This is a genomic window from Anaeromassilibacillus sp. Marseille-P3371, assembly GCF_900169665.1.
Lineage (GTDB): Bacteria > Bacillota > Clostridia > Oscillospirales > Acutalibacteraceae > Anaeromassilibacillus.
Map to the genome: position 1 here is coordinate 459,391 of NZ_LT835157.1, position 23,762 is coordinate 483,152.

The 23,762-nt window shown below is 47.2% G+C and carries 15 protein-coding genes and 1 tRNA gene; 6 read left to right on the forward strand and 10 right to left on the reverse strand.

Annotation, left to right across the window (positions count from 1 at the left end):
- Positions 1–770: 770 nt before the first annotated feature.
- From B9Y59_RS14965 to B9Y59_RS01335, 9 genes are all read right to left on the reverse strand, one after another.
- A complete protein-coding gene (locus B9Y59_RS14965; protein ID WP_143255191.1) occupies positions 771–1,295 on the reverse strand; it encodes a hypothetical protein in 525 nt (174 codons plus the stop codon).
- Between the two features lie 452 nt (positions 1,296–1,747).
- Positions 1,748–2,299, reverse strand: a complete 552-nt coding sequence (locus B9Y59_RS01285) for a hypothetical protein (protein ID WP_085531320.1) — start codon at positions 2,297–2,299, stop codon at positions 1,748–1,750.
- Positions 2,300–3,733: 1,434 nt separating this feature from the next.
- Positions 3,734–3,958, reverse strand: a complete 225-nt coding sequence (locus tag B9Y59_RS01300; protein ID WP_085531324.1) for a hypothetical protein — start codon at positions 3,956–3,958, stop codon at positions 3,734–3,736.
- Positions 3,959–5,088: 1,130 nt separating this feature from the next.
- The gene (locus tag B9Y59_RS14975; RefSeq protein WP_143255193.1) at positions 5,089–5,520 is read right to left on the reverse strand and encodes a hypothetical protein; all 432 of its coding nucleotides are present in this window, start codon (positions 5,518–5,520) and stop codon (positions 5,089–5,091) included.
- Positions 5,521–6,830: 1,310 nt separating this feature from the next.
- Positions 6,831–7,322, reverse strand: coding sequence for a hypothetical protein (locus tag B9Y59_RS01310; RefSeq protein ID WP_143255194.1), 492 nt, complete (start codon positions 7,320–7,322; stop codon positions 6,831–6,833).
- A gap of 316 nt (positions 7,323–7,638) precedes the next feature.
- Entirely contained in the window at positions 7,639–11,130 is a 3,492-nt protein-coding gene (gene mfd, locus B9Y59_RS01315; protein WP_085531330.1) for a transcription-repair coupling factor, read from the reverse strand.
- Positions 11,131–11,886: 756 nt separating this feature from the next.
- Positions 11,887–12,495, reverse strand: coding sequence for an aminoacyl-tRNA hydrolase (gene pth, locus B9Y59_RS01325; RefSeq protein WP_054323808.1), 609 nt, complete (start codon positions 12,493–12,495; stop codon positions 11,887–11,889).
- Between the two features lie 301 nt (positions 12,496–12,796).
- On the reverse strand, positions 12,797–13,753 hold the full coding sequence (locus B9Y59_RS01330) for a ribose-phosphate pyrophosphokinase (RefSeq protein WP_054323807.1): 957 nt from the start codon (positions 13,751–13,753) through the stop codon (positions 12,797–12,799).
- Between the two features lie 52 nt (positions 13,754–13,805).
- Positions 13,806–14,843 (reverse strand): sugar phosphate nucleotidyltransferase, encoded by a 1,038-nt coding sequence (locus B9Y59_RS01335; protein WP_085531334.1) that lies wholly within the window; start codon positions 14,841–14,843, stop codon positions 13,806–13,808.
- 338 nt (positions 14,844–15,181) lie between these two features.
- On the opposite strand from B9Y59_RS01335, the gene ppdK reads away from it, so the two are divergent.
- The 4 genes from ppdK to B9Y59_RS01355 all read left to right on the forward strand — a co-directional run bounded on the left by ppdK (position 15,182) and on the right by B9Y59_RS01355 (position 20,518).
- Positions 15,182–17,809: a pyruvate, phosphate dikinase gene (ppdK, locus tag B9Y59_RS01340; RefSeq protein ID WP_054323806.1), complete on the forward strand. Its 2,628-nt coding sequence runs from the start codon at positions 15,182–15,184 to the stop codon at positions 17,807–17,809.
- Between the two features lie 443 nt (positions 17,810–18,252).
- On the forward strand, positions 18,253–18,486 hold the full coding sequence (locus B9Y59_RS01345; RefSeq protein WP_054323805.1) for a helix-turn-helix domain-containing protein: 234 nt from the start codon (positions 18,253–18,255) through the stop codon (positions 18,484–18,486).
- A gap of 569 nt (positions 18,487–19,055) precedes the next feature.
- Entirely contained in the window at positions 19,056–20,195 is a 1,140-nt protein-coding gene (locus B9Y59_RS01350) for a DUF5050 domain-containing protein (protein WP_054323804.1), read from the forward strand.
- A gap of 248 nt (positions 20,196–20,443) precedes the next feature.
- Positions 20,444–20,518, forward strand: a tRNA-Arg gene (locus tag B9Y59_RS01355).
- Positions 20,519–20,660: 142 nt separating this feature from the next.
- Here the strand turns inward: B9Y59_RS01355 and ytaF are convergent.
- Complete coding sequence (gene ytaF / locus B9Y59_RS01360) at positions 20,661–21,305, reverse strand: sporulation membrane protein YtaF (RefSeq protein WP_054323803.1); 645 nt, start codon at positions 21,303–21,305, stop codon at positions 20,661–20,663.
- A 222-nt stretch (positions 21,306–21,527) separates the two neighbouring features.
- Between ytaF and B9Y59_RS01365 the strand changes: the two genes are divergently transcribed.
- Both B9Y59_RS01365 and B9Y59_RS01370 read left to right on the forward strand, forming a co-directional pair.
- The gene (locus tag B9Y59_RS01365) at positions 21,528–22,040 is read left to right on the forward strand and encodes a ferritin (RefSeq protein ID WP_085531337.1); all 513 of its coding nucleotides are present in this window, start codon (positions 21,528–21,530) and stop codon (positions 22,038–22,040) included.
- Between the two features lie 107 nt (positions 22,041–22,147).
- Entirely contained in the window at positions 22,148–22,999 is an 852-nt protein-coding gene (locus B9Y59_RS01370; RefSeq protein WP_085531339.1) for a trypsin-like peptidase domain-containing protein, read from the forward strand.
- Positions 23,000–23,762 lie beyond the last annotated feature (763 nt).

Here is a 23,762-nt window from a genome sequence, read left to right on the forward strand (position 1 = left end):
AACTTGTGAACGATTGCAGCGGAGTCAAACACATTTTCTGATTCATTTCCCTACTGGTTCAATAAAGGCCTGTCCATTTTTGCGATAGGAGTCTCCGCCGTAGAAGTTTTTTTCGGATTCTTTATCCGAAAATGCCACTTCATAAACCACCATATAGAGAAGACCATGAAGAAATATTGAATCATCACAGGACTAAGGAACCAGTATACAGGACCATGGGCTATGTATCTGGGCTTCATCATGGGAAACAGCTGAAAAAGACACTCTGAAAGATACTCACTTGCATCTATAAGGATGTTAAGCGGAGATCGAAAAATCCAAAAGAAGGAATCATGAAATAGTAAAAGTAAAAAGGCAAAAACAAGGAGAACCGTACTCATGATTCTCTTGGTATTACAGATATGCTTTATCTTTTTAATGGCCTGCGGATTTCCTGTAAAAATACAGTCCTCCCATTGAAAAGTCCCGCTTTGTGCGCTGTTTTCCAATTCCTTCCTGCTCTTCCACGACACGCGCAAGGAACCTTTTCCTACAGTAAACAGGCAATATCCTGCAAAAACAGCGAGAACCAATAAGATGGAATGTTCGATTAATATCCTTTGGACGAGGATTGACCAATCGCTGCTCTCCGGAAGCAAGGTGTCAAGGAACTGTATCAATACACCAGCGAGACAGGCGAGAACAAGAGTGACAATGATGCCAATCTTCCTTGTACGGTTCAAAGCTTTTCCTCCTTTCGGGAGGAGATCGTTTTCATACGATCCACTCCATTAGGTCCAGATGGATACGGTCATGTAGTCGCTTGCGCCGCTTGGACCATATTTAGCTATGGCGCTAGCGCTGCATCCAACACTGTCGGCTGTTATATTCACAGACTTGCTGAAGGAATTGCCGCTAATTGAAGTTGTTTTTTCGTTATCTTGTTCACCGTATTTTACTTCTCGGTTAGATAAATATACACTAGAGCCATACGAGTATTTGACACTTACGTTTGTGAGTTGATATTGGACTCCCCTGTCATAGTAGGTGATGGTGGCGGTTACAGAAGCGTCCATTCCGCTAGCGTCTTCCGTATTGGTGTCCGTGTGTTTTCCTCTAACAGTCAGCCGATAGAGATCATGATCATTTGAAGCACGAGTACTAGAAGAGCACTTTTCTAGTGTAATGGATTCAAGAGGTATTTTTTCTGTGGACCCATTTTCGTGGGTAACTGTCATAGAAGCCTTTTCCGATAAAGATTGAGGAACAGAAATTTTTTCAAAAGAAATATCCGATGCATCGTTTGTTACAGCCATACTTGGAACATAAAATGATAGACAGAATACAATTAGTAGGCAAATAGAAAAGAGTTTTATAGCTATTTTCCTTAATTATCAAATTGTTTTTATACATTTTATTTTTATCAGGCACATTGGACTAATCACACCTTTTGGATATATATTACAGAATAATAATATATCTATTGTGACAATATGTCAATATATTCTGACGTATTTTTATATTAAATTATAAACAATTATTTATAAAGAAAATTGAATATTGTTTCTAAATAAAAACAAAAATATTCACTATTTCAAATCAAAAAATTATCCCTTAACAGAATAAAATTTATGTTCTGTTAAGGGATGTGTTAATTGTAACAATCTTTCACTAATTTTATCATAAACAATTTTTACCTACTGTGAAACTCTAACAGCTGGATGGGATCAAACTGACTACAAGATACGTCACAGATGCCGGGAGATTGCTAGGAGAGTGCCCAAAGAGGCGAATGGGATTTCTCGGCAAACAGACGCAATAGCACTTCATAAAACGCCTGGTTTCGTTGCCCAAACCGCCCAATTCCACAGGGCGAACCTTCCAGATTCATTTTCCCTTGGGAATTGACGCTGTAGAACACGGCATCCAGGGTGCCGTCCGGTTTCTCGTAACTGAGATAGATGTCCAGAAAAACGATTCCGTCATTTTCAACCAGATTGCCATTGTCGGTGATGCCAATCCAGCTTTTCCAGTTCACCTTCCGGTTGACCGGGTACCCGTCCAAAAACGATGCGAGATCCTCCAACTCAGAGGGGGATTTGGTAAAGACACTGGTTGTAGTAGTTTTTGGGGGCACGTCCTCCGGCTGAAACGAAACTTCGTATTTCAGAATACTTGCGGATATAAGGGGATTTCCCCCGGCTAGATCGTCCACGGCGAAGGGGCGCGTGTAGAAAAAATAGGCGGCCAAGAGGAAACAGAGAAGGGAAACGAGCAAGACCTTTTTACATTTGGAATTTTGCGATTCTGTAAGCTTCAAGAAAGTTCCCTACCTTTCCAGTATGGCGTAGGAGGTAAACGGAAACCCGTTGAATGGGCCACATGAATCAAAGCGATGCAGCTCAACTGCCGCTTTTCTACGGGGAATTTGTTTGCGCATAAATATTGCATTTATCATGCATACAGTTCACCAGCGACCGAAAAAGGAGTTAAGGAACTCTATATCCAAGATCGAAGAAATGATTGCAAAGATATATGGCTTGATCTTCAAAGCGATCAGGATCAACAGCAATAGGGAAGTGGAAATATCCGGCCGTCAGGAATGATGGAGATTTTCACGCTTTTGAGCTGGGCCCATCCTCAAGAGGAATCCCCCGTTTCCTGAAAAATGCTTTGAAAAGGACTACACCAGACAGGACATCTAGCAATGTGATAGTCCCGCTTTCGGGAGCCAATACTGGATAGAACATTCCCCAATAAAAAGCCGAGGTAAGTCCAACCAGACAGACAAACAATAAGAGAAAACCGAAGGAAAACCGGTGCAAGCGTCCCTCGCGGGGAACCACCGAGAGGCACAGGATAAAATCAAAGGCGATTTCTGTGACAAATACAAACACCCATTTTATGACGAACCATTGGGGTTCGTAGGTAAGGGCACGTTGTTTGTCAAGCCATTCGACCAACCAGGATTTTAGGAAAATAAAAAGTATCAGAATCAACCCGAAAATATACGCGTTGGTTCGCTTATAGAAAGCTCGTCCTTTTATACAATGCATGGTATCCCCTCATTTTGGCTGGATGTTTTCCCAAAGTAATACGCCGCAGACGTTTTAGCGGGCCTTTTCACATGAGCTATCTATACATATCATAAGCGGCGGTATTTCTAGGGAAGGACGTCTTTTAAGTCATTCATTTATGAATGGCTCTTTTTCTTTTTAATTTTCAAAATAAAAATATGCAATAAATTTCCGAATTGAGATTTTTGTTATACCCTAAGCCGGGAGATTATCAGAGAGTTGTCTTTTACAGTTTTGCTTAAAACGATTTGGGAAGAAATGTGAAAGAAATCTTTTGCGAACAAGATGTTTCACTTAGTATGAGTCTTTCCGTTCATTTTTTCGCTTACAAAAGGAAACTTTATATACAAATTAAAGGTGCAGCTAAGTTAACCAAAAATAGGAACCGATTAGCAAACAGAGACAGATCACAGAAAATCCCGTAAATAATAAGAGTTTCCATTTGTTTATGGTCGTTCGATCGTTTCGCCATAATATGGTATACTGGTAGATCCAGACCATACATACAATTGCTGTTGCAATAAACCCAAGGACAAAGCGAACCGTACGGGAAAAGTTTGAACAAGCGCATACCAATATGAGAATAAACGCGAAGTATTTTAGGAAATTACCAATCTTATTCGTTTTTTCATTTGTTCTCATCATCATTTGACCCTCAAAGACTTGTGTATCACTTGTTAAATAGCAATTCTTCCGGTATCGCTGTAGATGGTAGTTATCACCATTGTTTTATAGTGGGAAAATTCGCTACCAACTTCAATTTCCCGGCATCGCTTTTGAATGGTTACATCATAAATATGTACGGAGCTTAGGTCATCTTCTATATAGGAACGGACAACAGCTCCACCGGTACAAACAGGCTGAATCGCAGGATGAGGAATAAAAAGACCAATTACAGTCATTCATGTTGCACTTATCCTAGCCTGAAATTGTTTCTCTGCGCATAAGGGACATGGATCAAAAAGTTTTCTGAAACGTCCTCAAACCATGTTTTTGTGTTTTCTGTGGCAATGGGATGACTGCCGCGACTCATCAAGGGAACTTTTATGCGAACAGTCAAAACGCAAATAAAAATGACATCACAAGACATCGTCAAAAAAATATTTAAGAAATAAACTTTTTTATTCTTGTTCTCTGCTTATTATAAAGCTTAAGTATATTTTTATTTACGACAATAAACTTGTTATAATCGTAGTTCTAAATTGAAAATATATGAACTACTCAGCTCAGTCCAAAATTACTCTATAATTAAAATAATAAGGATTATATGAAATTTGTCAATAAAACGTCGAATAAATTCACGGACACTCTGCAAATTTGTTGAATGTACATTTTCTTGTTAGAAATATAAGATTTCTATCAAAAATAGACTTCCGTCACAGGATAGTATCCATATCCTGTGACGGATTTGTGTACATTTAACGCATTTTTCTCAAAACCAGTTGTGCCTTGGGAACATCTTCTCTATTTACCAATAGTTCGACAAAGTCTCCGCGGAGCGGATGAGATAAAGCTGGTGTACGCACGCCGTAAACCCCTCGAGCGAGATTTAAATACTTCACACGAAAAGGAATATGGTTGTTCTCTAGCAAGTTTTTCGCTTCAAATAATAACTTTTGATCGTCGCTGGAAAAAATGGAAACTTGTTTCCTAATAGTTTTAATTCGGTGCATTAGACGAATCACACCTTTCAAAAACCTAAAATAAAGTTCTTATATACAATAATACTATATTAATATAGTATTATCAATATTAAGCACATGCATATTGCGTAGAAAAATAAGTGCAAATGTTAGAGGATTTGACAGAAGTGTTTCTGCTGATAAAGTTTTAACTGTAGTTTTATCTGCAAAATAAAAATCCCGGAACAGGCACATAATAGCGTCCTGTTCCGGGATTGCAATTTTTAGAAGGAATTATTTGATCGTGCTGTTCCGTACGTGCTCCATCTGATTTTCCTCTGCCGTGGATTTCTCACAGCAGATGGGGCCAATTACCTGCAGGATACACCACGGGTACCGGTAGAAGACTGTTAGGAAACTTCCCAAAGGGGTGAGCGGCTTTTCTCAGCAAACAGACGCAATAGCGCTTCATAAAACGCCTGGTTTCGTTGCCCAAACCGCCCAATTCCACAGGGGGAATTGTCAACATATACTTCGCCTTGGGAATTGATACGATAGGTTATTACAGTTAATGACCCATTCGGGGCCTTATAGTGGAAATACATTTCTAAAAGGATACCCTCATTGTCCCGGCAGGAATCTTCCACAGGATTCGTATAGAAGCCAATACCAAATTGGCTCCTGCGGTTTACAGGATATTGGTTTAGAAATTGGGTGATGTCTTGCAGTTCCGATGATGCCTGAGTAAAAATACAGGTTGCCTTTTGGGTGGAATCCTTAGAAGAGAGGGGAAGTTTTGTTACGTCGGGTATCTTCTCATGGTTTAGAATACGGACGAACACAAAAGGATTCCTACCCGCCATATCCTCTGCGGAGAGAGGACGCGTGTAAGCCAAATATATAGCAAGGAGGAAAGCGAAAAGGATTGGAATCAAAATCTTTTCTCTTCCGAACCAATCAAAAACAAAATCGCAAAGGATAATCGTTGTCCATATTGCTTCATAAATGATGGCTTCGATTATGGCGCGGTTCTTTTTTAGGTTTAGGCTCCCTTTTTTCCATGCCCGTATACATGCAACAAGGTCCGGATAAGCCCCTATTAAGCAGCCGATGCACACACAAAGGACCGCCAAAGGGATGGGGATATTTTGTTGAAGCTGCGCCGGCGTAAGGATAAGGATAGCGCCAAAGATTAACAGAATAAGCCGTCTAAGAGTCATATCCAGGATATCCCCCTTTTTTAATGGAAGTTAGAAGGCGAGTGAATCGCCGGTCGTACGCATGGGATACGGTCCCTCATAATAATGTGTCAAAGCAGTCCCCGTAGCGCCTATTGAAACATCACTCGCTTGTGTAATTATATTTTTTTGATCGCATATGAAAATGTAGATCCATATGTAGTTATAGCTAATGCCAAAATTATAAATAAGCTAATAAACTTTTTTATTTTTATTCTATTTTATTCAAAATGATTGGTAGATTGTCCTTGTGTTCTATATATAATTCCATTGGACTAATCACACCTTTTTGATTTAGAAAAGTTTCTAATATAATAATAAATAAATTATATAACAAATCAATAAGAATTGAGATGTTATTATATATAATTATCAGTAGATAAATTTGTTAAATATTTTTCTATATAAAAATTGGTAAATATTATTCATGCTTTAAAAAGCAAAAGCCCCGACGCACGGGATAATACGCCATGCGTCGGGGGAGATGCTTTCATACGATTTATTTCTTCACACTTTTCCGTGCGTCCTCCATCAAGTTTAGCGGGGAATCCAAGGCAGAAACCTTTTTAGTCGACAGTTGATGCACTTATTTGGGGAAATATTTAGAACTTTTATTTCCTGCTTACTATGTAAGCTCCACATGTAAGCCAAGGGCTTGTCATGTCAACCAAAAATAGGAACCAATTACCAAACAGAGACAGATCACAGAAAATCCCGTAAATAATAAGAGTTTCCATTTGTTTATGGTCGTTCGATCGTTTTGCCATAATCGAAGATATTGGTAGATCCCAACCGCGCATATTATTGCTGTTGCAATAAACCCAAGGACAAGACGAACCGTACGGGAAAAGTTGAAACAAATTGAAATTAATAGAAGAGCAGAGGCTAAGTATCTTAAAATATTACCAATGTTTTCAAATTTCTTCATTAACCTTCATCATTAGTTGACCCTCAAAAATCTGTGTGTCGCTCGTTAAATAATCAGTTCTACCAGCGTCGCTGTAGAAGGTGGTTATGACCATAGTTTCATAGTGGGAAAATTCACCGCCAACCTCAATTTCTCGATATCGTTTTTGAATTGTTACATAATAAGTATGTGCGGAACTTTGGTCATCTTCTACATAAGCAAGAACAACAGCCCCTATATTACAGACGGACTGAATCGCGGGGTAAGGAATAAAAGGACTAATTGCAGCCATTAATGCTGCACTTACTCTAGCCTGAAATTGTTTTTCTTCTCCAGAAGGGACATAGATCGAAAAGTCTTCTGAAACATCCCCAAACCATGGCCCTGCACTTTCTGAGACAATTGTGTCACTGTCATGATTCGTTAAAGGAGCTTTTGTACTGACTGCCGAAGCCGGAACAGAAATAACACAACAAATCATTACTAAAGATAAAATCAAAGAAATAAACTTTTCTATTTTTATTCTTCTTGATTCTAAATGTAGATGGATTATCCTTGTATTTTGAATATAATTCCATTGGACTAATCACACATTTCCTATTTAGAAAACTATCTATATAAATAATACATCTACTAGATAATAAGTCAATATAAAATGCAAATATTTTATATATAATTATATACCAATTATATATAGATAAAATTGTTAATATTTTTCTATATAAAAATTAGTAAATATTATTTGCGTTTTGACGAATAAAAACCCGACGCACGAGATAATACGCCATGCGTCGGGGGAGATGCTTTCATACGATTTATTTCTTCACACTTTTCCGTGCGTCCTCCATCAAATTCAAGGTTTCGCCTAGCACATCCAGAGGAGTCATGGGGGAAACAATCTTCACGCTGATGTACGGCTTTCCGCTTGCATTGAGTGTCACACGCTTCTTGAGCGTGGAGGTCAATGCCGCCATCTGCGCCATGTCCGCGGAGTTCTTCAGACTGAACCCCGGCTTATACAGCAGCAGGCAGTCGTCGCGCTGCTTGACCTCGCTGATGCCCAGGCCGGAAGCCAGGTTGCGCAGCAGCGCCACTTCGATCAGGCCGTTGACGCTCTCCGGCGGTTCGCCAAAACGGTCGATCAGCTCGTCGGTCACATCCAGCGCATCGTCGCGGGTGCGGATATCCGCAATGCGGCGGTAAATTTCCAGCCGCTGGCTGAGATTTTCGATGTACCGGTCCGGAATGTGCGCTTGGATCTGCATATCCACCAAACATTCCTGTCCGTATTCCTGCACGTCCTCGCCTTTTTCGCGGCTAATTGCTTCACTTAGCAGACGCAGGTACATGTCGTAACCGACGGTTTCCATATGGCCGTGCTGTTCACCGCCCAGAATGTTGCCCGCCCCGCGGATCTCCAAATCGCGCATGGCGATTTTAAAACCGGAACCAAACTCCGTAAACTCCCGGATTGCGGACAGCCGCTTTTGGGAGATCTCCGAAAGCACTTTATTGGGGGTAAACGTCAGGTACGCATATGCACGCCGCGAGGAACGCCCTACGCGCCCACGAATCTGATGCAACTGGGAAAGGCCCATACGATCTGCATTCTCTATGATAAGCGTATTGGCGTTTGGGACATCCACGCCGGTTTCGATGATCGTGGTACACACCAACACGTCAATTTCGTGTTCCAGAAGCTTCCGCCATACCTCGGACAGCTCGTTTTCCGCCATTTTTCCATGGCCAAATCCCACGCGGGCCTCCGGAATCTGCGCCTGGATTCGCGCAGCGGTGCGTTCGATGGAGGCTACGTCGTTATGGAGATAATAGACTTGCCCCCCACGCCGCAGTTCGCGGCGGATGGCCTCATTGATGACCGCATTGTCGTGTTCCAAAACATATGTCTGCACGGGATGGCGGTCATGCGGCGCTTCTTCAATGACGCTCATGTCGCGGATACCCGACAGTGCCATATTGAGGGTACGGGGAATGGGGGTTGCGGAAAGGGTCAACACATCTACATTGTTGCAGAGAGATTTCAATTTTTCCTTCTGTGCGACACCGAAACGTTGCTCTTCGTCGATGATGACCAAGCCGAGGTCTTTGAATTTGACGTCCTTGCTGACCAGCCGGTGGGTGCCGACGATCATATCGACCTCTCCGCGCTTGAGCCTGCGGATGATTTCCTCCTGCTGCTTGGGAGTTCGGAAGCGTGAAAGCAATTCTATGCGGACCGGGAACCCCTCCATCCGGCGCGTGACGGTTTGGAAGTGTTGCCACGCTAAAATGGTTGTGGGCACCAAGAGTGCGCACTGCTTGGAATCACACACACATTTGAACGCGGCGCGCAGGGCAACTTCCGTCTTTCCAAAGCCCACATCGCCACAGAGCAGCCTGTCCATGGGCGCTTCCCGCTCCATGTCGTTTTTGATTTCTTCGATGCAGCGGAGCTGGTCTTCTGTCTCGTCGAATTCAAAATGGGATTCAAAGTCACGCTGCCATTCGTTGTCCTGGGAGAAGGCATGCCCTTTGGCCTGCATACGGTCGGCATAGAGCTTAATGAGCTCCTTTGCCATATCCTTAACCGCCGTACGCACACGGGCCTTGGTCTTTTGCCACTCGGTTCCACCCAACCGGTTCAATTTGACGCTGGCGTCCTCGCGCGGACCAATGTACTTGGAAACCATATCCAGCTGTGTGACTGGGACATAGAGCGTGTCCCCTTTGGCATATTTCAGCTTGATGTAATCCTTGACGACGCCATGCATATCGATCTTGTGGATTCCTTCAAAGACGCCGATTCCATGTGACGCATGGACCACGTAATCGCCCGGCTGCAACTCTGCAATGCTGTAAATTTCCTGGCTGTTTTTCGCTCGCTTGGGCTTTCGTTGTTTGGCGGTCAACAGACGTCCATGGGTGATAAGGCCAAAAAATGCACCTGGGAATTCCATACCTGCCGACAGAGCACCGGAGGTCACCACAACGGTTCCACGTTGGATGGTCTGTGGATTGTCTAAGTAGGCGACGGGCAACCCGGCTGCCTGTAAATCCGCGGTTACAGTGCGTGCACTGCGCTCGTTGCCAGCCAACACCACGCAGGACCACTTGTTGTGCAGCATGTTTCGGAGATCTTCCTCTAAAAGCTGCGTGCTTCCGCCCCACACAGAGAGCTGTCTCGCTGTCACACCGATGAGTGTGCGGATAGGGGTATCGTAACTGCCACGGGCAAAGGTATCCAGATAGACGGTATCATGTGAAAATTGCCCCAGAGCATATGTCCAATCGGCGCTGTAGGTATCGAGTCCACGGCAAAGGACGCCTTCTTCCAAATAGTCCTTGAGATCTTCCCCCCACTGGAAGGCCGTACTGCGGGCGCGATCCTTGACTTTTGCCCCTTCGCTTACGAACAGGAGCATATCTTCGGTCCGATAGTCAAACAGAGTGGCGGTTTGTGTATAGAGTAGAGGAAAGAATTTATCTGCACAGCCGAGGTGTACGCCTTGCTCCAATTTTTCCGCCTGTGCGAAGAGGATTTCTTTGGCCTTAGGAGCCGCTTTCCCACGCAAAGTAGAAGCAAGTTTCTGAATCTTTTTGGAAAGAATCTGTGGATCGTCAATCAACGCTTCCACTGCAGGAGCAATGGTCAACTTGTCGATTGACTCGGTGCGGCGCTGTGTCTCCAGATCGAAAAGAGAGAGCGTGTCGATCTCGTCGCCCCAATATTCCAGGCGTACAGGATTGGAAGCATCCGGAGTGAAGATGTCCAGGATACCGCCGCGCTGAGAAAATTGCCCGGTTCCATCGATTTGAGCGGCGCGCTCATATCCACAGGCGAGGAGCGCGGAAACCACCTGTTCCATGGGGATGCTCTGCCCGGCTGAGATGGTGACCGTGCGCTTGTGCAGCTCTTCTGGAGGGATCGCATACTGCAACGCGGCATCCAGACAGGTGATCACAGCATCGCATTCACCATTGAGAATGCGCGCTAAAGTCTGAATGCGCTGATGTTCGTATTCATGGGAGGCCCCCTCCGCGTCGCGGAAGGTAAAATCGCGCATGGGGAATACAAGTGGGTGCATTCCCATGGCGGAGAGATCGTCACAAAGACGCTGCCCTTCACTCTCATCGCCTGCAAGAATGAACGCCCTGCGGTGGTGATTGGTACAGAGTGTGTAGATAAAGGCAGCTTTGTGTACACCGGACAGCCCGTTAACGGCAGCAGGAAGCTGCCTGCCCTGGACAGCTTCATCCAGCGTTTGAAATTCTTTTAAGTGGTTGAGGGCGTTGAGAAGAAATTTCATATTGACTCCCTATAGATGTCTATACAAGCAGAACCTTTGCTGTTTTAGGTTATACAAATTGTATAGTAAAGGCAAAAAATTACTATTTAACGGAATATTAATGGAAACGCATATCGGTATATCTCGCTTCCTCACGCTTATGCTCTACCTTAAAAAATACGGACGAGATTGATAAAGCCCTATGCCCATTGGCATCCAAAGAGGATGGGATTGAAAGGGCTCAAAAAGGGAAAAATCGCTGGAAGAGACAGCAAGCTCAAAGAAATCTGTATAATATCATATAAATAATACTATTTGTATGAATGAAAAAGGTACTAAACAGTCTAACATAATATGTTTATCGAACGAGCATGCGATTAAGAAGGAGTGAAAATCGAATTTCAGGAACAAAACAGAACGAAAAATCGGTTGCCCGCTCGTCCTAGCGGCAAAAGCGGATGCAGAGGATCTCCATTTATCCCCGGCGGCTTTCCGTACCGAGGGGATGGGCGGCCGCCACAGGGAAAGAAAGAGAACGAATCGGTTCAGCTGTTTGACAAAAATAAAGAGGATACATCCAATCCAAAAAATTTGCAGCGATGGCCATCGAAACCGGTGGAACGAATCGGCGCGCAAACGAATTGCTTGGGAGGAGGGCCTTTCCATTCATTGTCTCCTATCCTCTCTATAAGACGTTCCACTTTGCCCGATCGATACCTGCCGGAACCCACCACCTTGCCCATAGTCGGAACAAAAGCCCGTGAAAAGCGGCAAAAATCAATTAAAACGGTTCATTGCCTCTGCGTTTTTCCCATTGACCATCCATTCCACTGCTTCAGCTGCATGGTCGAACACTTCGGAAAGCTGCTTCATCTCCTGCTCTGTAAAATGGCTCAACACCCAGTCGGCCAAATCCCAGCTTGGATTTGGCTTTGCTCCAATCCCGAGTTTTATCCGGGGAAAGGTATCTTTTCCGCTCAAATATATGATATTTTTCATGCCGTTATGCCCGCCGTCGCTTCCCTTCATGCGAATACGCATGCGTCCGACTGGCAGCGAAATATCGTCGAACAGGATGAACACTTTTTCTGCCGGGAGCTTATAGAAGTTCATTGCCTCTTGGACGCTTTGCCCGGAGAGATTCATGAAGGTGGAAGGCTTGAGCAACAGGACGCTTTTGCCACCAACCTGTGCGCGTGCGCAGAGCCCTTTGAATTTCAGACGATCGATCTCCACACCCGCCTTCTCTGCAATTCGGTCAATGGCCATAAAGCCCGTGTTATGCCGGGTGCCCTCGTACTTGCTGCCCGGATTTCCTAGCCCGACGATGAGATATTCCACCGGACCAGTCAGAGGCGCGGGCCGCCTGAATAACTTTTGAAACATAAAAACTCCCTTTCTATTGCCGACGGCGCAATTCCTTTTAGCGCCGGATGTTTGATGCCAGCAAATGGATGCGGCATTCCTGGAGACGATGCCCGTCCTGATGAAGCGCTTGCCATACGGAAATGGACGGCGGGTCCCATACAGCGTAGTCCATCCTCTGGGCCGGCGCGTGTTCAGTATGGAACCCGGTGAAGTTTGCGGAAAACCGTCGATTTTCCCGGACAGAAGAAGCAGGCGGGATAGCTGTGCTACCCCGCCCGGTTGTATACGAAACAAAGGAAAACCGTCTGCCTACGCCCCATTATACGAACATCGGGCTGACCGGCTTGTCCTCATAGATGCGCTCGATGGCTTCCGCAAAGAGGGGGGCCACCGGCAAAACGGTAAAGTTCGGAAGCGTCTTTTCCTCCGGCAGTGGAATGGTGTCCAAAAGCACCAATTCTTTGATCGCGCTGTTGCGGATGCGCTCGATCGCCGGTCCGGAAAGGACTGCATGTGTCGCACAGGCAGTGACATCCTTCGCGCCCTTTTCCATGATGGCGGCGGCGGCGTTGCAAAGGGTACCGGCGGTATCGATCATATCGTCTACCAGGATAACCTTTTTCCCTTCCACACTGCCGATGATATTCATCACTTCGCAGACGTTGGCCTTTTGGCGGCGCTTGTCTACAATTGCCAGGCTACATCCGATGCGCGCGGCAAAATTGCGTGCACGCGTGACGGAACCCAGGTCGGGGGAAACGACAACATATTCATCGCTGTTCTCACCCACACGCTCCTTCATGAAGGAGGATAGCAGCGGCGCGCCCAACAGATGGTCGACCGGGATATTGAAGAAGCCCTGAATCTGGGCTGCATGCAGGTCCATGGTCAGAAGGCGGTCCGCCCCGGCGGTTGTGAGCAAGTCTGCAACAAGCTTTGCAGAGATCGGATCGCGGGCTTTTGCCTTGCGGTCCTGCCGGGCATAACCGAAGTAGGGCATAACAGCCGTGATGCGGGCGGCGGACGCACGCTTCATGGCATCGATCATAATCAGTAGCTCCATGAGGTTGTTGTTGACGGGTTCACAGGTGGATTGTACGATAAAGCAATCAGAACCGCGCACGGATTCAAACAGAGAAACCGAGATTTCTCCGTCGCTGAACGTGCCGACCTCGCTCTTGCCCATGGACAATCCCAGGCACTCCGAAATCTGCTTTGCCATGCGCTGGTTGGCGCTTGCGGCAAAAATCTTGATGTCCTTGCCATGAAAATTCATTTTTGCTTCCCCCTATATTTGTATGACTCTTCCCTCTTGGAAGTCCCCGGCTTCAGGAATTTCCAATCACCGTAAAAGGCACAACGGCCTGGCTGGCTGAAATGTTGGTGCGTTCGCAGGAGGCGAAACACAGCGACGCGCCATCGCCCACCGTGCAGTCTGTGAGGACAACGCTTGGACCGATGGTGCAATCCGCCCCGACCGCCGTGTTACCACGCAGGATGGTGTTTGGCAGGATGCGGGTGGAACGTCCAATGGAGACGTCCGGCCCGATCAGAACCCCGTCGGTGCAGGGAATCTCCACGCCCGCCAGCATCTGGGCGTGCAAAATCCGCGCCCTGGCGATTTCGTTCAGGGCGTTCAGCTGCACGCAGTCGTTTGCGCCCATCACCGCAGCCGGATCGGATGCGATGTAGGCTCCCGCGTTTTTGTTCTGTTCGATCAAGAGGCGTACTGCATCGGTGAGGTAATACTCGCCCTGTGCATTGTCGTTGCGGATACTGCCTAAGATGGAGAGCAGATCGTCCGTGCGGAACCAATAGGCCCCGGAATTGATCTCCCGGACGGCAAGGGTAGCTTCATCGGCGTCCTTCTGCTCCACGATGGCGCGGACCAAACCGGTCGACGGATCGCGCACGATCCGTCCATAACCGGATGGATCGTCCAGCTCTGCCGTGATGACGGTGACGGCATTTCCGTTGCACACATGGGCGCCAAGGGCTGCTTCCAACACCTCTGCGCTGACGAACGGCGCGTCTCCATTGAGGATAAGCGTGTTTCCGCCGCTGTGCGCACGCAAAAACGGTTCCGCCATCATAACCGCATGCCCCGTTCCGTGCTGTTCGGCCTGCAATACATGGTGCAGCCGTGCTCCGCCGGCTTTTTCCGCCGCTTGCAGGTAAGCTTCCACTTGCTCGTGCTTATGTCCCGTCACCACGCACAGTTCCCTCACCCCTGCGCCCTCCGCGGCGTCCATCACCCACTGCAACATGGGTTTGAACAGCACGGAAGCCAGCACTTTCGGATGATTTGATTTCATGCGTTTTCCCTCGCCACCGGCAAGGATAACGGCACAAGTCTGCTCTGGCATAGGCAAAATCCTCCGCATAAACTTTTGAAAGTTTCAATTGTGCAAGGCCGCCTTCCCTGTGTCGGCCTTATGCACGAAAACGCCTGGTTTGCTTAGGCACACCCGGCTCTTGTTATTATTATCTCATATGTACGAAATTTTTCAAGCACTAATTCGCGTTTCCCACCGGTTTTGTGGAACTTCCTCGGTTTTGCGCCGGAAAATTTACAATTCTCGGTGGGTTTTATTGAAAAAGAACTGGTAATCCCGCGCCTTTTTTGATATAATACGGGGAGAGCAATTATGAGAGAGTGTGTGACCTGTGCTCGTTATTTATTTTATTTAGGAGGTATATGTTCATGAGCCATAAGTATGTCTACCTTTTCTCTGAAGGAAATAAGGACATGCGTGAACTGCTCGGCGGCAAGGGTGCAAACCTTGCTGAGATGACCAAAGCAGGGATGCCTGTTCCGCAGGGTTTCACCATCAGCACGGAGGCGTGCACCCAGTATTATAAGGATGGCAGAAAGATCAACGATGAAATCCAGGCCCAGATCTACGAGTATCTCGGCAAAATGGAAGAAGTTTGCGGCAAGAAATTTGCGGACCCGGAGAACCCGCTGCTGGTTTCCGTCCGTTCCGGCGCCCGTGCTTCCATGCCTGGCATGATGGACACCATTCTGAACCTCGGCCTGAATGATGTTGTGGTTGAGGGACTGGCGAAGTTCACCAACAATCCGCGTTTCGCATACGACTCCTATCGCCGTTTCATCCAGATGTTCAGCGATGTTGTCATGGAACTGCCGAAGCCGGAATTTGAAAAGATTATCGATCAGAAGAAGGAAGAGAAGGGCGTCACACAGGACACCGAGCTGGATACCGAGGACATGAAGGACCTCGTCAAGCGCTTCAAGGCCTTCTATAAAGAGAATAAGGGCGAGGATTTCCCGAGCGACCCGAAGGTTCAGCTCATGGAAGCTGTGAAAGCTGTTTTCCGTTCCTGGGACAACCCGCGTGCAAACGTATATCGCCGCATGAACGAGATTCCGTACGACTGGGGTACCGCTGTCAACGTACAGGCCATGGTGTTCGGCAACTCCGGCAATAACTCCGGCACAGGCGTTGCGTTCACCCGCAATCCGGCGACCGGCGAGCGCAAGCTGTTCGGTGAGTATCTCATCAATGCGCAGGGCGAAGACGTTGTGGCCGGTGTCCGTACGCCGTCCCCGATCAGCCAGTTGGAGCAGGATATGCCTGAAGTGTACAAGCAGTTTGCGGATATTGCAAACCGTCTTGAGAAGCATTACAGAGATATGCAGGATATGGAGTTCACCATCGAGAATGGCAAGCTCTATATGTTGCAGACCCGTAACGGCAAGCGTACCGCAAACGCAGCTCTGAAGATCGCCGTTGACCTCGTGAACGAGGGCATGATCGACGAGGAAGAGGCTGTTCTGCGCGTAGAGCCGCAGCAGCTCGACGCACTGCTGCATCCGCAGTTTAACGCAGAGGCTCTGAAGAAGGCTACGGTCGTCGGCAAGGGCCTGGCTGCTTCCCCCGGCGCTGCTTGCGGCAAGGTGGTCTTCACCGCTGAGGACGCAAAAGAGTGGGCCAAGAGAGGCGAGAAGATCGTCCTGGTTCGCCGTGAGACCTCTCCGGAAGACATCGAAGGCATGCAGGTTGCTGAGGGTATCCTCACAGTTCGCGGCGGCATGACTTCCCACGCAGCAGTTGTTGCGCGCGGCATGGGCACTTGCTGTGTATCCGGCTGCGGCGAAATCAACGTCGATTATGATGCAAAGAGCTTCACTCTCGCTGGCAAGACCTATAACGAGGGCGATTACATTTCCATTGACGGCTCCACCGGCAACATTTACGGCGAAGCCATCCCGACCGCTCCGGCTTCCATCGCTGGCGACTTCGGCGTATTCATGGGCTGGGCGGACAAGTACCGCAAGCTGAAGGTTTGCACCAATGCGGATACCCCGCGCGATGCGCATCAGGCTCGCGAATTTGGCGCAGAGGGCATCGGCCTCTGCCGTACAGAGCACATGTTCTTTGAGGGCGAGCGCATTAAGGCAATGCGTGAGATGATTATTGCGGACAACACCGACGACCGCAAGAAGGCTCTGGCGAAGATCATGCCGTATCAGCAGGGCGACTTTGAGGCTCTGTTTGAAGAGATGAACGGCTATCCGGTCACCATCCGCTTCCTGGACCCGCCGCTCCACGAGTTCCTCCCGACCAAGGAAGAGGACATCGCAGAGATCGCCAAGGAGCTGAATGTGTCCGTCGAGAAGGTTCATGAGGTCATTGAGAGCTTGCATGAGTTCAACCCGATGATGGGCCACCGCGGCTGCCGTCTGACGGTCACCTATCCGGAGATCGCCGAAATGCAGACCACCGCTGTGATCAATGCAGCGATCAACGTCCAGAAAAAGGGCGTCAAGGTGATCCCGCAGATCATGATCCCGCTGGTAGGCGAGGTCAAGGAGTTCGACTTCGTGAAGAAGATCGTTGTCGCTACGGCGGACAAGATCATTGCAGACTCCGGCGTTGAGCTGAAGTACGAAGTCGGCACCATGATCGAGATTCCGCGCGCTGCCCTGACCGCAGACAAGATTGCGGCAGACGCAGACTTCTTCTGCTATGGCACCAACGACTTGACCCAGATGACGTTCGGCTTCAGCCGTGACGACGCAGGCAAGTTCCTGGATGCTTACTATGACAATAAGATTTATGAGTCCGATCCGTTTGTGCACATCGATGTGGATGGCGTTGGCCGTCTTGTAGAGATGAGCGCAAAGGCTGGCCGCGAAGCAAATGCAGCCCTCCATCTGGGCATCTGCGGCGAGCACGGCGGCGACCCGACTTCCGTCGAGTTCTGCCACAAGGTTGGTTTGGACTATGTCTCCTGCTCTCCGTTCCGCGTGCCGATCGCGCGTTTGGCTGCGGCGCAGGCTGCTGTTAAAGAGAAAAGAGCGTAATAAAACGAGTTAACAGGATAGCACACGGTTTCAGAACGAGGGTATCCCAAAAGTCATGAAATGACTGAAGGATACCCTCGTTTTTTAAACCCAGATATTTTTCCAGACAGAAAGAGGGCGCCCCTTTCCTATGAATCGAAAAATTCGTAGTTTTGGGACACCCTCTTTTGTCTGGTTTGCGCTGAAAACAGCATTTGTAAACGTTAAGCCTGCGGGCAATTGCTCCTAGGTGGGACAAACTTTACTCAAGCGCTTGGTAACATAAGATACAGGGGATCGCAAGGAAATAAATGGCCTGCCATATGAGGAGCCACATGAAAACACTTCCTTTTTTCGATGGTTTTCTCCATTTTACTGCATAACGCGGTATTCGTCAATACTGCAATTTGCGGTAAGAATGAATAAAAAAACAGGACTGCGTTATTCTGATGTTAGGTGATCACATGTATCAACGTATCAGAGATTTACGGGAAGACAGGGACCTGACACAGGCGGAAATGGCGCAAATTCTTTATTGTTCCCAGCAGGTTTACAGCAATTATGAGTTGGGACAGAGGGATATTCCCACAAAGGTTCTCATCAGCTTGGCAAAGTACCACCAGACGACGACCGATTATCTATTGGGCTTGACGAATTACCGGGGAATTCCAAAGGAATATACGGAAAAATCCGAATAAGGATAGGATGGGCCACCGATGTATATGCCAGGAGAAGCGCTTTCTTACTCAATGGATCAACAGGCGATGCAAAACCGCTTTTCCAGGGAGGAAGGAAAGTGATCGAAAGTCCTCAGCGTACAGCTGGGGACTTTTTTCTTACCATACAAAAACCGCCAGCTGTCGGTGCTTACCTGTTTCCTGTAGCAATATATTGAGAGGGAATGTCCCAAAGGCGATCGTTATAGGGGGCTTACAAGCTGAGAAATGTTGGAGACGAACGGAGCGATCATAACAGGGAGCCTGCAAATAAAAAGTCAAGCCCAAAATCAAAAAAATTGAGAGCTTGAAAAAGGGTACGACAAAGTAACCAGTGAGCGAAATATCCATCGGCGGAGGCGAAGATATAAGGAATGTAAGATGTCTTATAGAAAGATGATATAGGGCTCCTTCAAAACAATGAAAGATTTTTGCTGTGTCTGCGCAGGGTTGGTCCGGGAAAAAGTCCCATAAAATTTGGGAACATATGTGTAACACCCTGTGCTACAATAACAATAAGAGCCCGATCAATTTTGAAGGAGGAAATGATTATGAAGAGGCATGGACGGCTTTTCGTCTCCCTATTGTGTGCATTTTGTGTCGCATCGATGCCTGTCACTTGCGCATGGGCGGAATGTGCTACACAAAGTGACTCGAATCTTTTGTCCGTTGAAAAATCTACCGAAACCTTTGCGGATACAGCCGTTTTAACAGAAGGAACGGCTCTGGGAAATTTGGCAAATGGCGGAACCTGTGTGGCCGGCGGTGGATATGTATTTTATGTACGCAATGGAGATATCTGGCGTATGGCGCCGAACGGCTCTGGGGACACTTGCATCCGGGCCGCGGACGGTACGGGTATTTGGAACCTCAGTTATCGAGACGGCTGGCTCTATTATGCCCGGAGCGATCAGGGAATTTATCGCTGTGATATATCTGGTAAGCAGACCACCTGTTTGGTAAAGCTTCCCGGCGTAATCGGCCAATTCTGGTTGGATAAGGATCAGATCGTGATTGCCTGCGGCCGGGATTCGGTCTATGATTTCTACCGCTGTGCGCTGAACGGTACGGGTTTAACAAAGACCTGTACTAATCCAGGTAGATTTATGTATACCTCCTTGTCCTATGCAGACGGCTGGCTCTATTTTATGGGCGGAAGGTTTGGCGAAAGTGATGCGGTCTTATATCGGATGAAGCCCGACGGGAGCGGAAAAAGCCAAGCAGTCCCTGGAAATGTAGACGATGATTTCTACATTATGGACGGTAAGTTGTATTACCAGGAGGTCTTGAACTATCATGCGGAAACAACAAGCGATGATACCACATATTATACCGGAGAATATGGGGATTTTTATGTGAAAAATCTGTCGACTGGAGAGAGCACTCGGTTGATGCAGCATTATATCGTTGAAAATAACGAGTATGTGTTTTTAGATTTGGAAGGCGCAGCGTATGGAAAACTGTTTTTTGATAAGGAACAGACGCTTTATATGACGGATGCGAATGGAAAGAATGGCAAGGTGTTGCCTTCCCCGGCCCCGTCCTTTTGGGACATTCAGTATGCTGGAGGGTGGATTTTCTGCCGTGGATGTGATACGCCTTCGACCTGGGTGACCCCGAGCAACGCCTATCGAATGCAGGAAAACGGAAGTAATAAACTAAAGCTGTACAACGCTTCGATTTCAATATAGGTTTTGATGATAGGGGATAGATGAAGAAGTGGGGATGCTGTTCGAGGGATGGCGTCTCCACTTTTTCATAGGGAAACGAGGGGATTTTCCTAAGAGTAAACCTGTGGAAATATTGACAAGCTTTGGCAGACCACCTATAATATAAAAATAGGTGTATTTGCCTCTATAAAATTAGATGGATAGAATGAACCCTTTTTAAAATCGAAGGGGCCAAACCCAATTGGGCTTGAAAACAGAATATTTTATATGCCTCCATAGTTAAATGGATATAACGAGCCCCTCCTAAGGGCTAATTGTAGGTTCGATTCCTACTGGGGGTGCCAAAAAGGGACAACACGGTTCATTGAACCGTGTTGTCCCTTTTTGGCAAGAAACTACCACCGAGAAGGGAACTTTCCTGAGAATGTGCTGTACATTGCAGAAAGCGAAGAGTTGTCTCATCGGAGGAGGACGATGGCAGGCATCCTATGTAAGCTTTAAGAAGGCCAACACCATTAACAAAAGCCCACTGACCCAGGACAGATCCAAGGGAACCTTCTCAGCAACTTTGTTCCCCACCAGACACCCTAGACAGACGGCGGCGACATTGATAATCAAGGAAAACAGAATGGCTTGAATAGGATTAACATCGGAAAGAGCCGCACCAAATCCTACCGCCAGCCCGTCGAGAGACAGAGCAATTGCCAGGGGCGCTGCTTCTTTTGGGGACAAACTTTTGGAGCAGTCGCTGTCCGCATTTTCCGGATTGGCATATACATCCAGTATGAAACGCAAATGCATAGCGGAAAAAGAGATTTTCTTATGGCCCCCCTGTGAGCGCCGGATAAACGATTTGATGGCGCTGTCGCACAGCTTGACAATGCCGAGCACAAACAGGATAGCAAAGCAGAGTAGGCCGGCAAAATGCGTTGGCATAAATGGCCGGATTAGTGAGCCTAGAAAGAGAGAGACTGCGAAGATTGCGCTACAAATAATGCTGATGACTGCCACGGAACGTAGGGGAATTTTGATTCGGTTGGTTCCGTAAGCAAAACTGGCGACAAAAGCGTCCACAGAAAGAGCTGTGACAAGAACCAGTATTTCCACAGTAGAAAAGAATGGATTGCCCAAGCAATCACCGCCTTTAGGCTTTTTCTCTATACTATTCTGAACGAGAAAAATGGTGACAGGCGATGTACAGCTAGATTTGCTTTAAAGCGGATTGACCCGATGTGTATCTTAACATTAGGAGATATGTTGGAAAACCCCTGTGTTTGTCTAACGATTTAAACAGGTTTACTGCTTGCGATGCATGATACTTTGTACTATAATAACGATGGAGGTGATTGGTTTATGTTAGATGTAAAAATTAAGGATCTTTTAAACCAACAAATCAACAAAGAATTTTACTCTGCCTATCTGTATCTGGCTTTCTCCAACTACTTTTCGGAGAGAAATCTGAGCGGCTTTTCCAATTGGTACCGCATTCAGGCACAGGAAGAGCGCGATCATGCAATGCTGTTTTTGCAGTATTTGGAGAATAATAGCGAGACGGTTGTGCTGGAGGCTGTGGACCGTCCGGAACAGGACTTCCAGAGTGATATGGCGGTTCTCGAAAAGGGATTACAGCACGAGCGCTATGTCACGGATTTGATTCACACCATTTATGATGCGGCATATTCGGTCAAGGATTTCCGCACCATGCAGTTCTTGGACTGGTTTGTCAAAGAACAGGGCGAGGAAGAGAAGAATGCAGAGGACCTCTTAAAGAAGATGGAATTGTTTGGAGGGGACCCGAAGTCTCTGTATTTGCTCGACCAGGAGTTGGCAGCGCGCACATATGCAGCGCCATCTTTGGTCCTATAAAATTGTTGTTAAGGAAGCTCCCGGCCTATGTGGGGGCTTCCTTTTTTATACTTACATGCTATGCGAATCGTATCTTTGCGGAAAAATAGAGGAGGATGGGGAGAGCAATGAAAAAGATCGCATTCTTTTTGGCTATGTGCGTGGGCCTGGGAAGTTTGACCGCTTGTATGCCGTCGCAGGGACAGAGAAAGGAAGAACCGGCAGGACTGACTGAGACAATGACGGAATTGTCAGGCGGACATATGCTTGAAGATAACGATGGGATGCCGGTCCCAGATACGGATTATTTACCATTACCTTCATTTGGGACGTTGGAACCTGGATCGGTCTTCAATGTAAATTGGCGGACGACAGAGGGGGAATATATGGCGGGTACAGCCTTTGTAGCGCAGATTGAAGAAAGCGACCAACCGCTTCTTCTGACGGCCTGCCACTACTTTTCTTCCGACGAGGTAGAGGTTGACGAGAAGAATTTGAGCAGCTACGTACAAGGTGGGGACCTGTATGACATCTTCGACAGCAATGTCGAAACGATATATGGTACAGTTTCAGGCGTATTACCGCTTCCGGATGCGGCGTCCATCTCAGAAACTGGAAAGGCGGGAAAGGATCTGGCAGCCTTTTATGTGGAAAAGGGGGATAATGTAAAGAGCTTTTCTTTGGCGGAAGAACCTTGCCAGAGCGGCGATGTAATCTATTTGGCAGCATACATCAATCCAGATGATACATTGTATTATTACGACGATTGCCTATACCCCTGTGTGGTCATCTCCGACGACGGGGAGGAATTGGAATATGTGCTCAGTGATGAATTTGGAACACAGGGAGCCAGCGGCGCACCACTTCTGAATGATAAGGGGGAAGTGGTGGGAATCCATATTGGTTCCGATGGATCACATCGATATGGACATTCTGCACAGAGCATGAAAGCGCAATTAAAGAACGCGATGGAGAACTGAAAAAACGCCCGGGCAAAGAGCGGTGAGATTAGAAACTTTTAGGGACAGCCCGCAGCTATCCTTTCTATTTTCTTAAAGCAGCGCCCTAAAAGGCACGTTGAGATTGAAAGAACCTGAGTGGGCGCGAATAGCAATCTTCCCTAGGCGGATTGTTAGCCGCCCCTACAGGTTTTCTTAAAACAACGCCCTAAAAGGCGCATTGAGATCGAAAAAACCTGAGCGGGATGCGAATAGCAACCTTCCGTAGGCAGGTTGTTAGCCGCCCCTACAGGTTTTCTTAAAACAACGCCCTAAAAGGCACGTTGAGATTGAAAGAACCTGAGTGGGCGCGAATAGCAATCTTCCCTAGGCAGGTTGTTAGCTGCCCCTACAGGTTTTCTTGAGACAACGCCCTAAAAGGCGTGTTGAGATCGAAAAAACCTGAGTGGGATGCGGATAGCAATCTTCCGTAGGCAGGTTGTTAGCCGCCCCTACAGGTTTTCTTAAGACAACGCTCTAAGAGGCACGTTGAGATCGAAAAAACCTGAGTGGGACGCGAATAGCAATCTTCCCTAGGCGGATTGTTAGCCGTCCCTACAGATTTTCTTAAGACAACGCTTTAAGAGGCACGTTGAGATCGAAAAAACCTGAGTGGGACGCGAATAGCAATCTTCCGTAGGCAGGTTGTTAGCCGCCCCTACAGGTTTTCTTAAGACAACGCTTTAAGAGGCACGTTGAGATCGAAAAAACCTGAGTGGGACGCGAATAGCAATCTTTCGTAGGC

Excerpts from the sequence above, each read along its gene's own strand:
- B9Y59_RS01365 (WP_085531337.1), top strand. The coding sequence starts at position 21,528 with ATGTTAGATGTAAAAATTAAGGATCTTTTAAACCAACAAATCAACAAA.
- ppdK (WP_054323806.1), top strand. The coding sequence starts at position 15,182 with ATGAGCCATAAGTATGTCTACCTTTTCTCTGAAGGAAATAAGGACATG.
- B9Y59_RS01300 (WP_085531324.1), bottom strand. The coding sequence starts at position 3,958 with ATGACTGTAATTGGTCTTTTTATTCCTCATCCTGCGATTCAGCCTGTT.
- B9Y59_RS01330 (WP_054323807.1), bottom strand. The coding sequence starts at position 13,753 with ATGAATTTTCATGGCAAGGACATCAAGATTTTTGCCGCAAGCGCCAAC.
- mfd (WP_085531330.1), bottom strand. The coding sequence starts at position 11,130 with ATGAAATTTCTTCTCAACGCCCTCAACCACTTAAAAGAATTTCAAACG.
- B9Y59_RS01370 (WP_085531339.1), top strand. The coding sequence starts at position 22,148 with ATGAAAAAGATCGCATTCTTTTTGGCTATGTGCGTGGGCCTGGGAAGT.
- B9Y59_RS01345 (WP_054323805.1), top strand. The coding sequence starts at position 18,253 with ATGTATCAACGTATCAGAGATTTACGGGAAGACAGGGACCTGACACAG.
- pth (WP_054323808.1), bottom strand. The coding sequence starts at position 12,495 with ATGTTTCAAAAGTTATTCAGGCGGCCCGCGCCTCTGACTGGTCCGGTG.
- B9Y59_RS01335 (WP_085531334.1), bottom strand. The coding sequence starts at position 14,843 with ATGCCAGAGCAGACTTGTGCCGTTATCCTTGCCGGTGGCGAGGGAAAA.
- B9Y59_RS01350 (WP_054323804.1), top strand. The coding sequence starts at position 19,056 with ATGAAGAGGCATGGACGGCTTTTCGTCTCCCTATTGTGTGCATTTTGT.
- B9Y59_RS14965 (WP_143255191.1), bottom strand. The coding sequence starts at position 1,295 with ATGGCTGTAACAAACGATGCATCGGATATTTCTTTTGAAAAAATTTCT.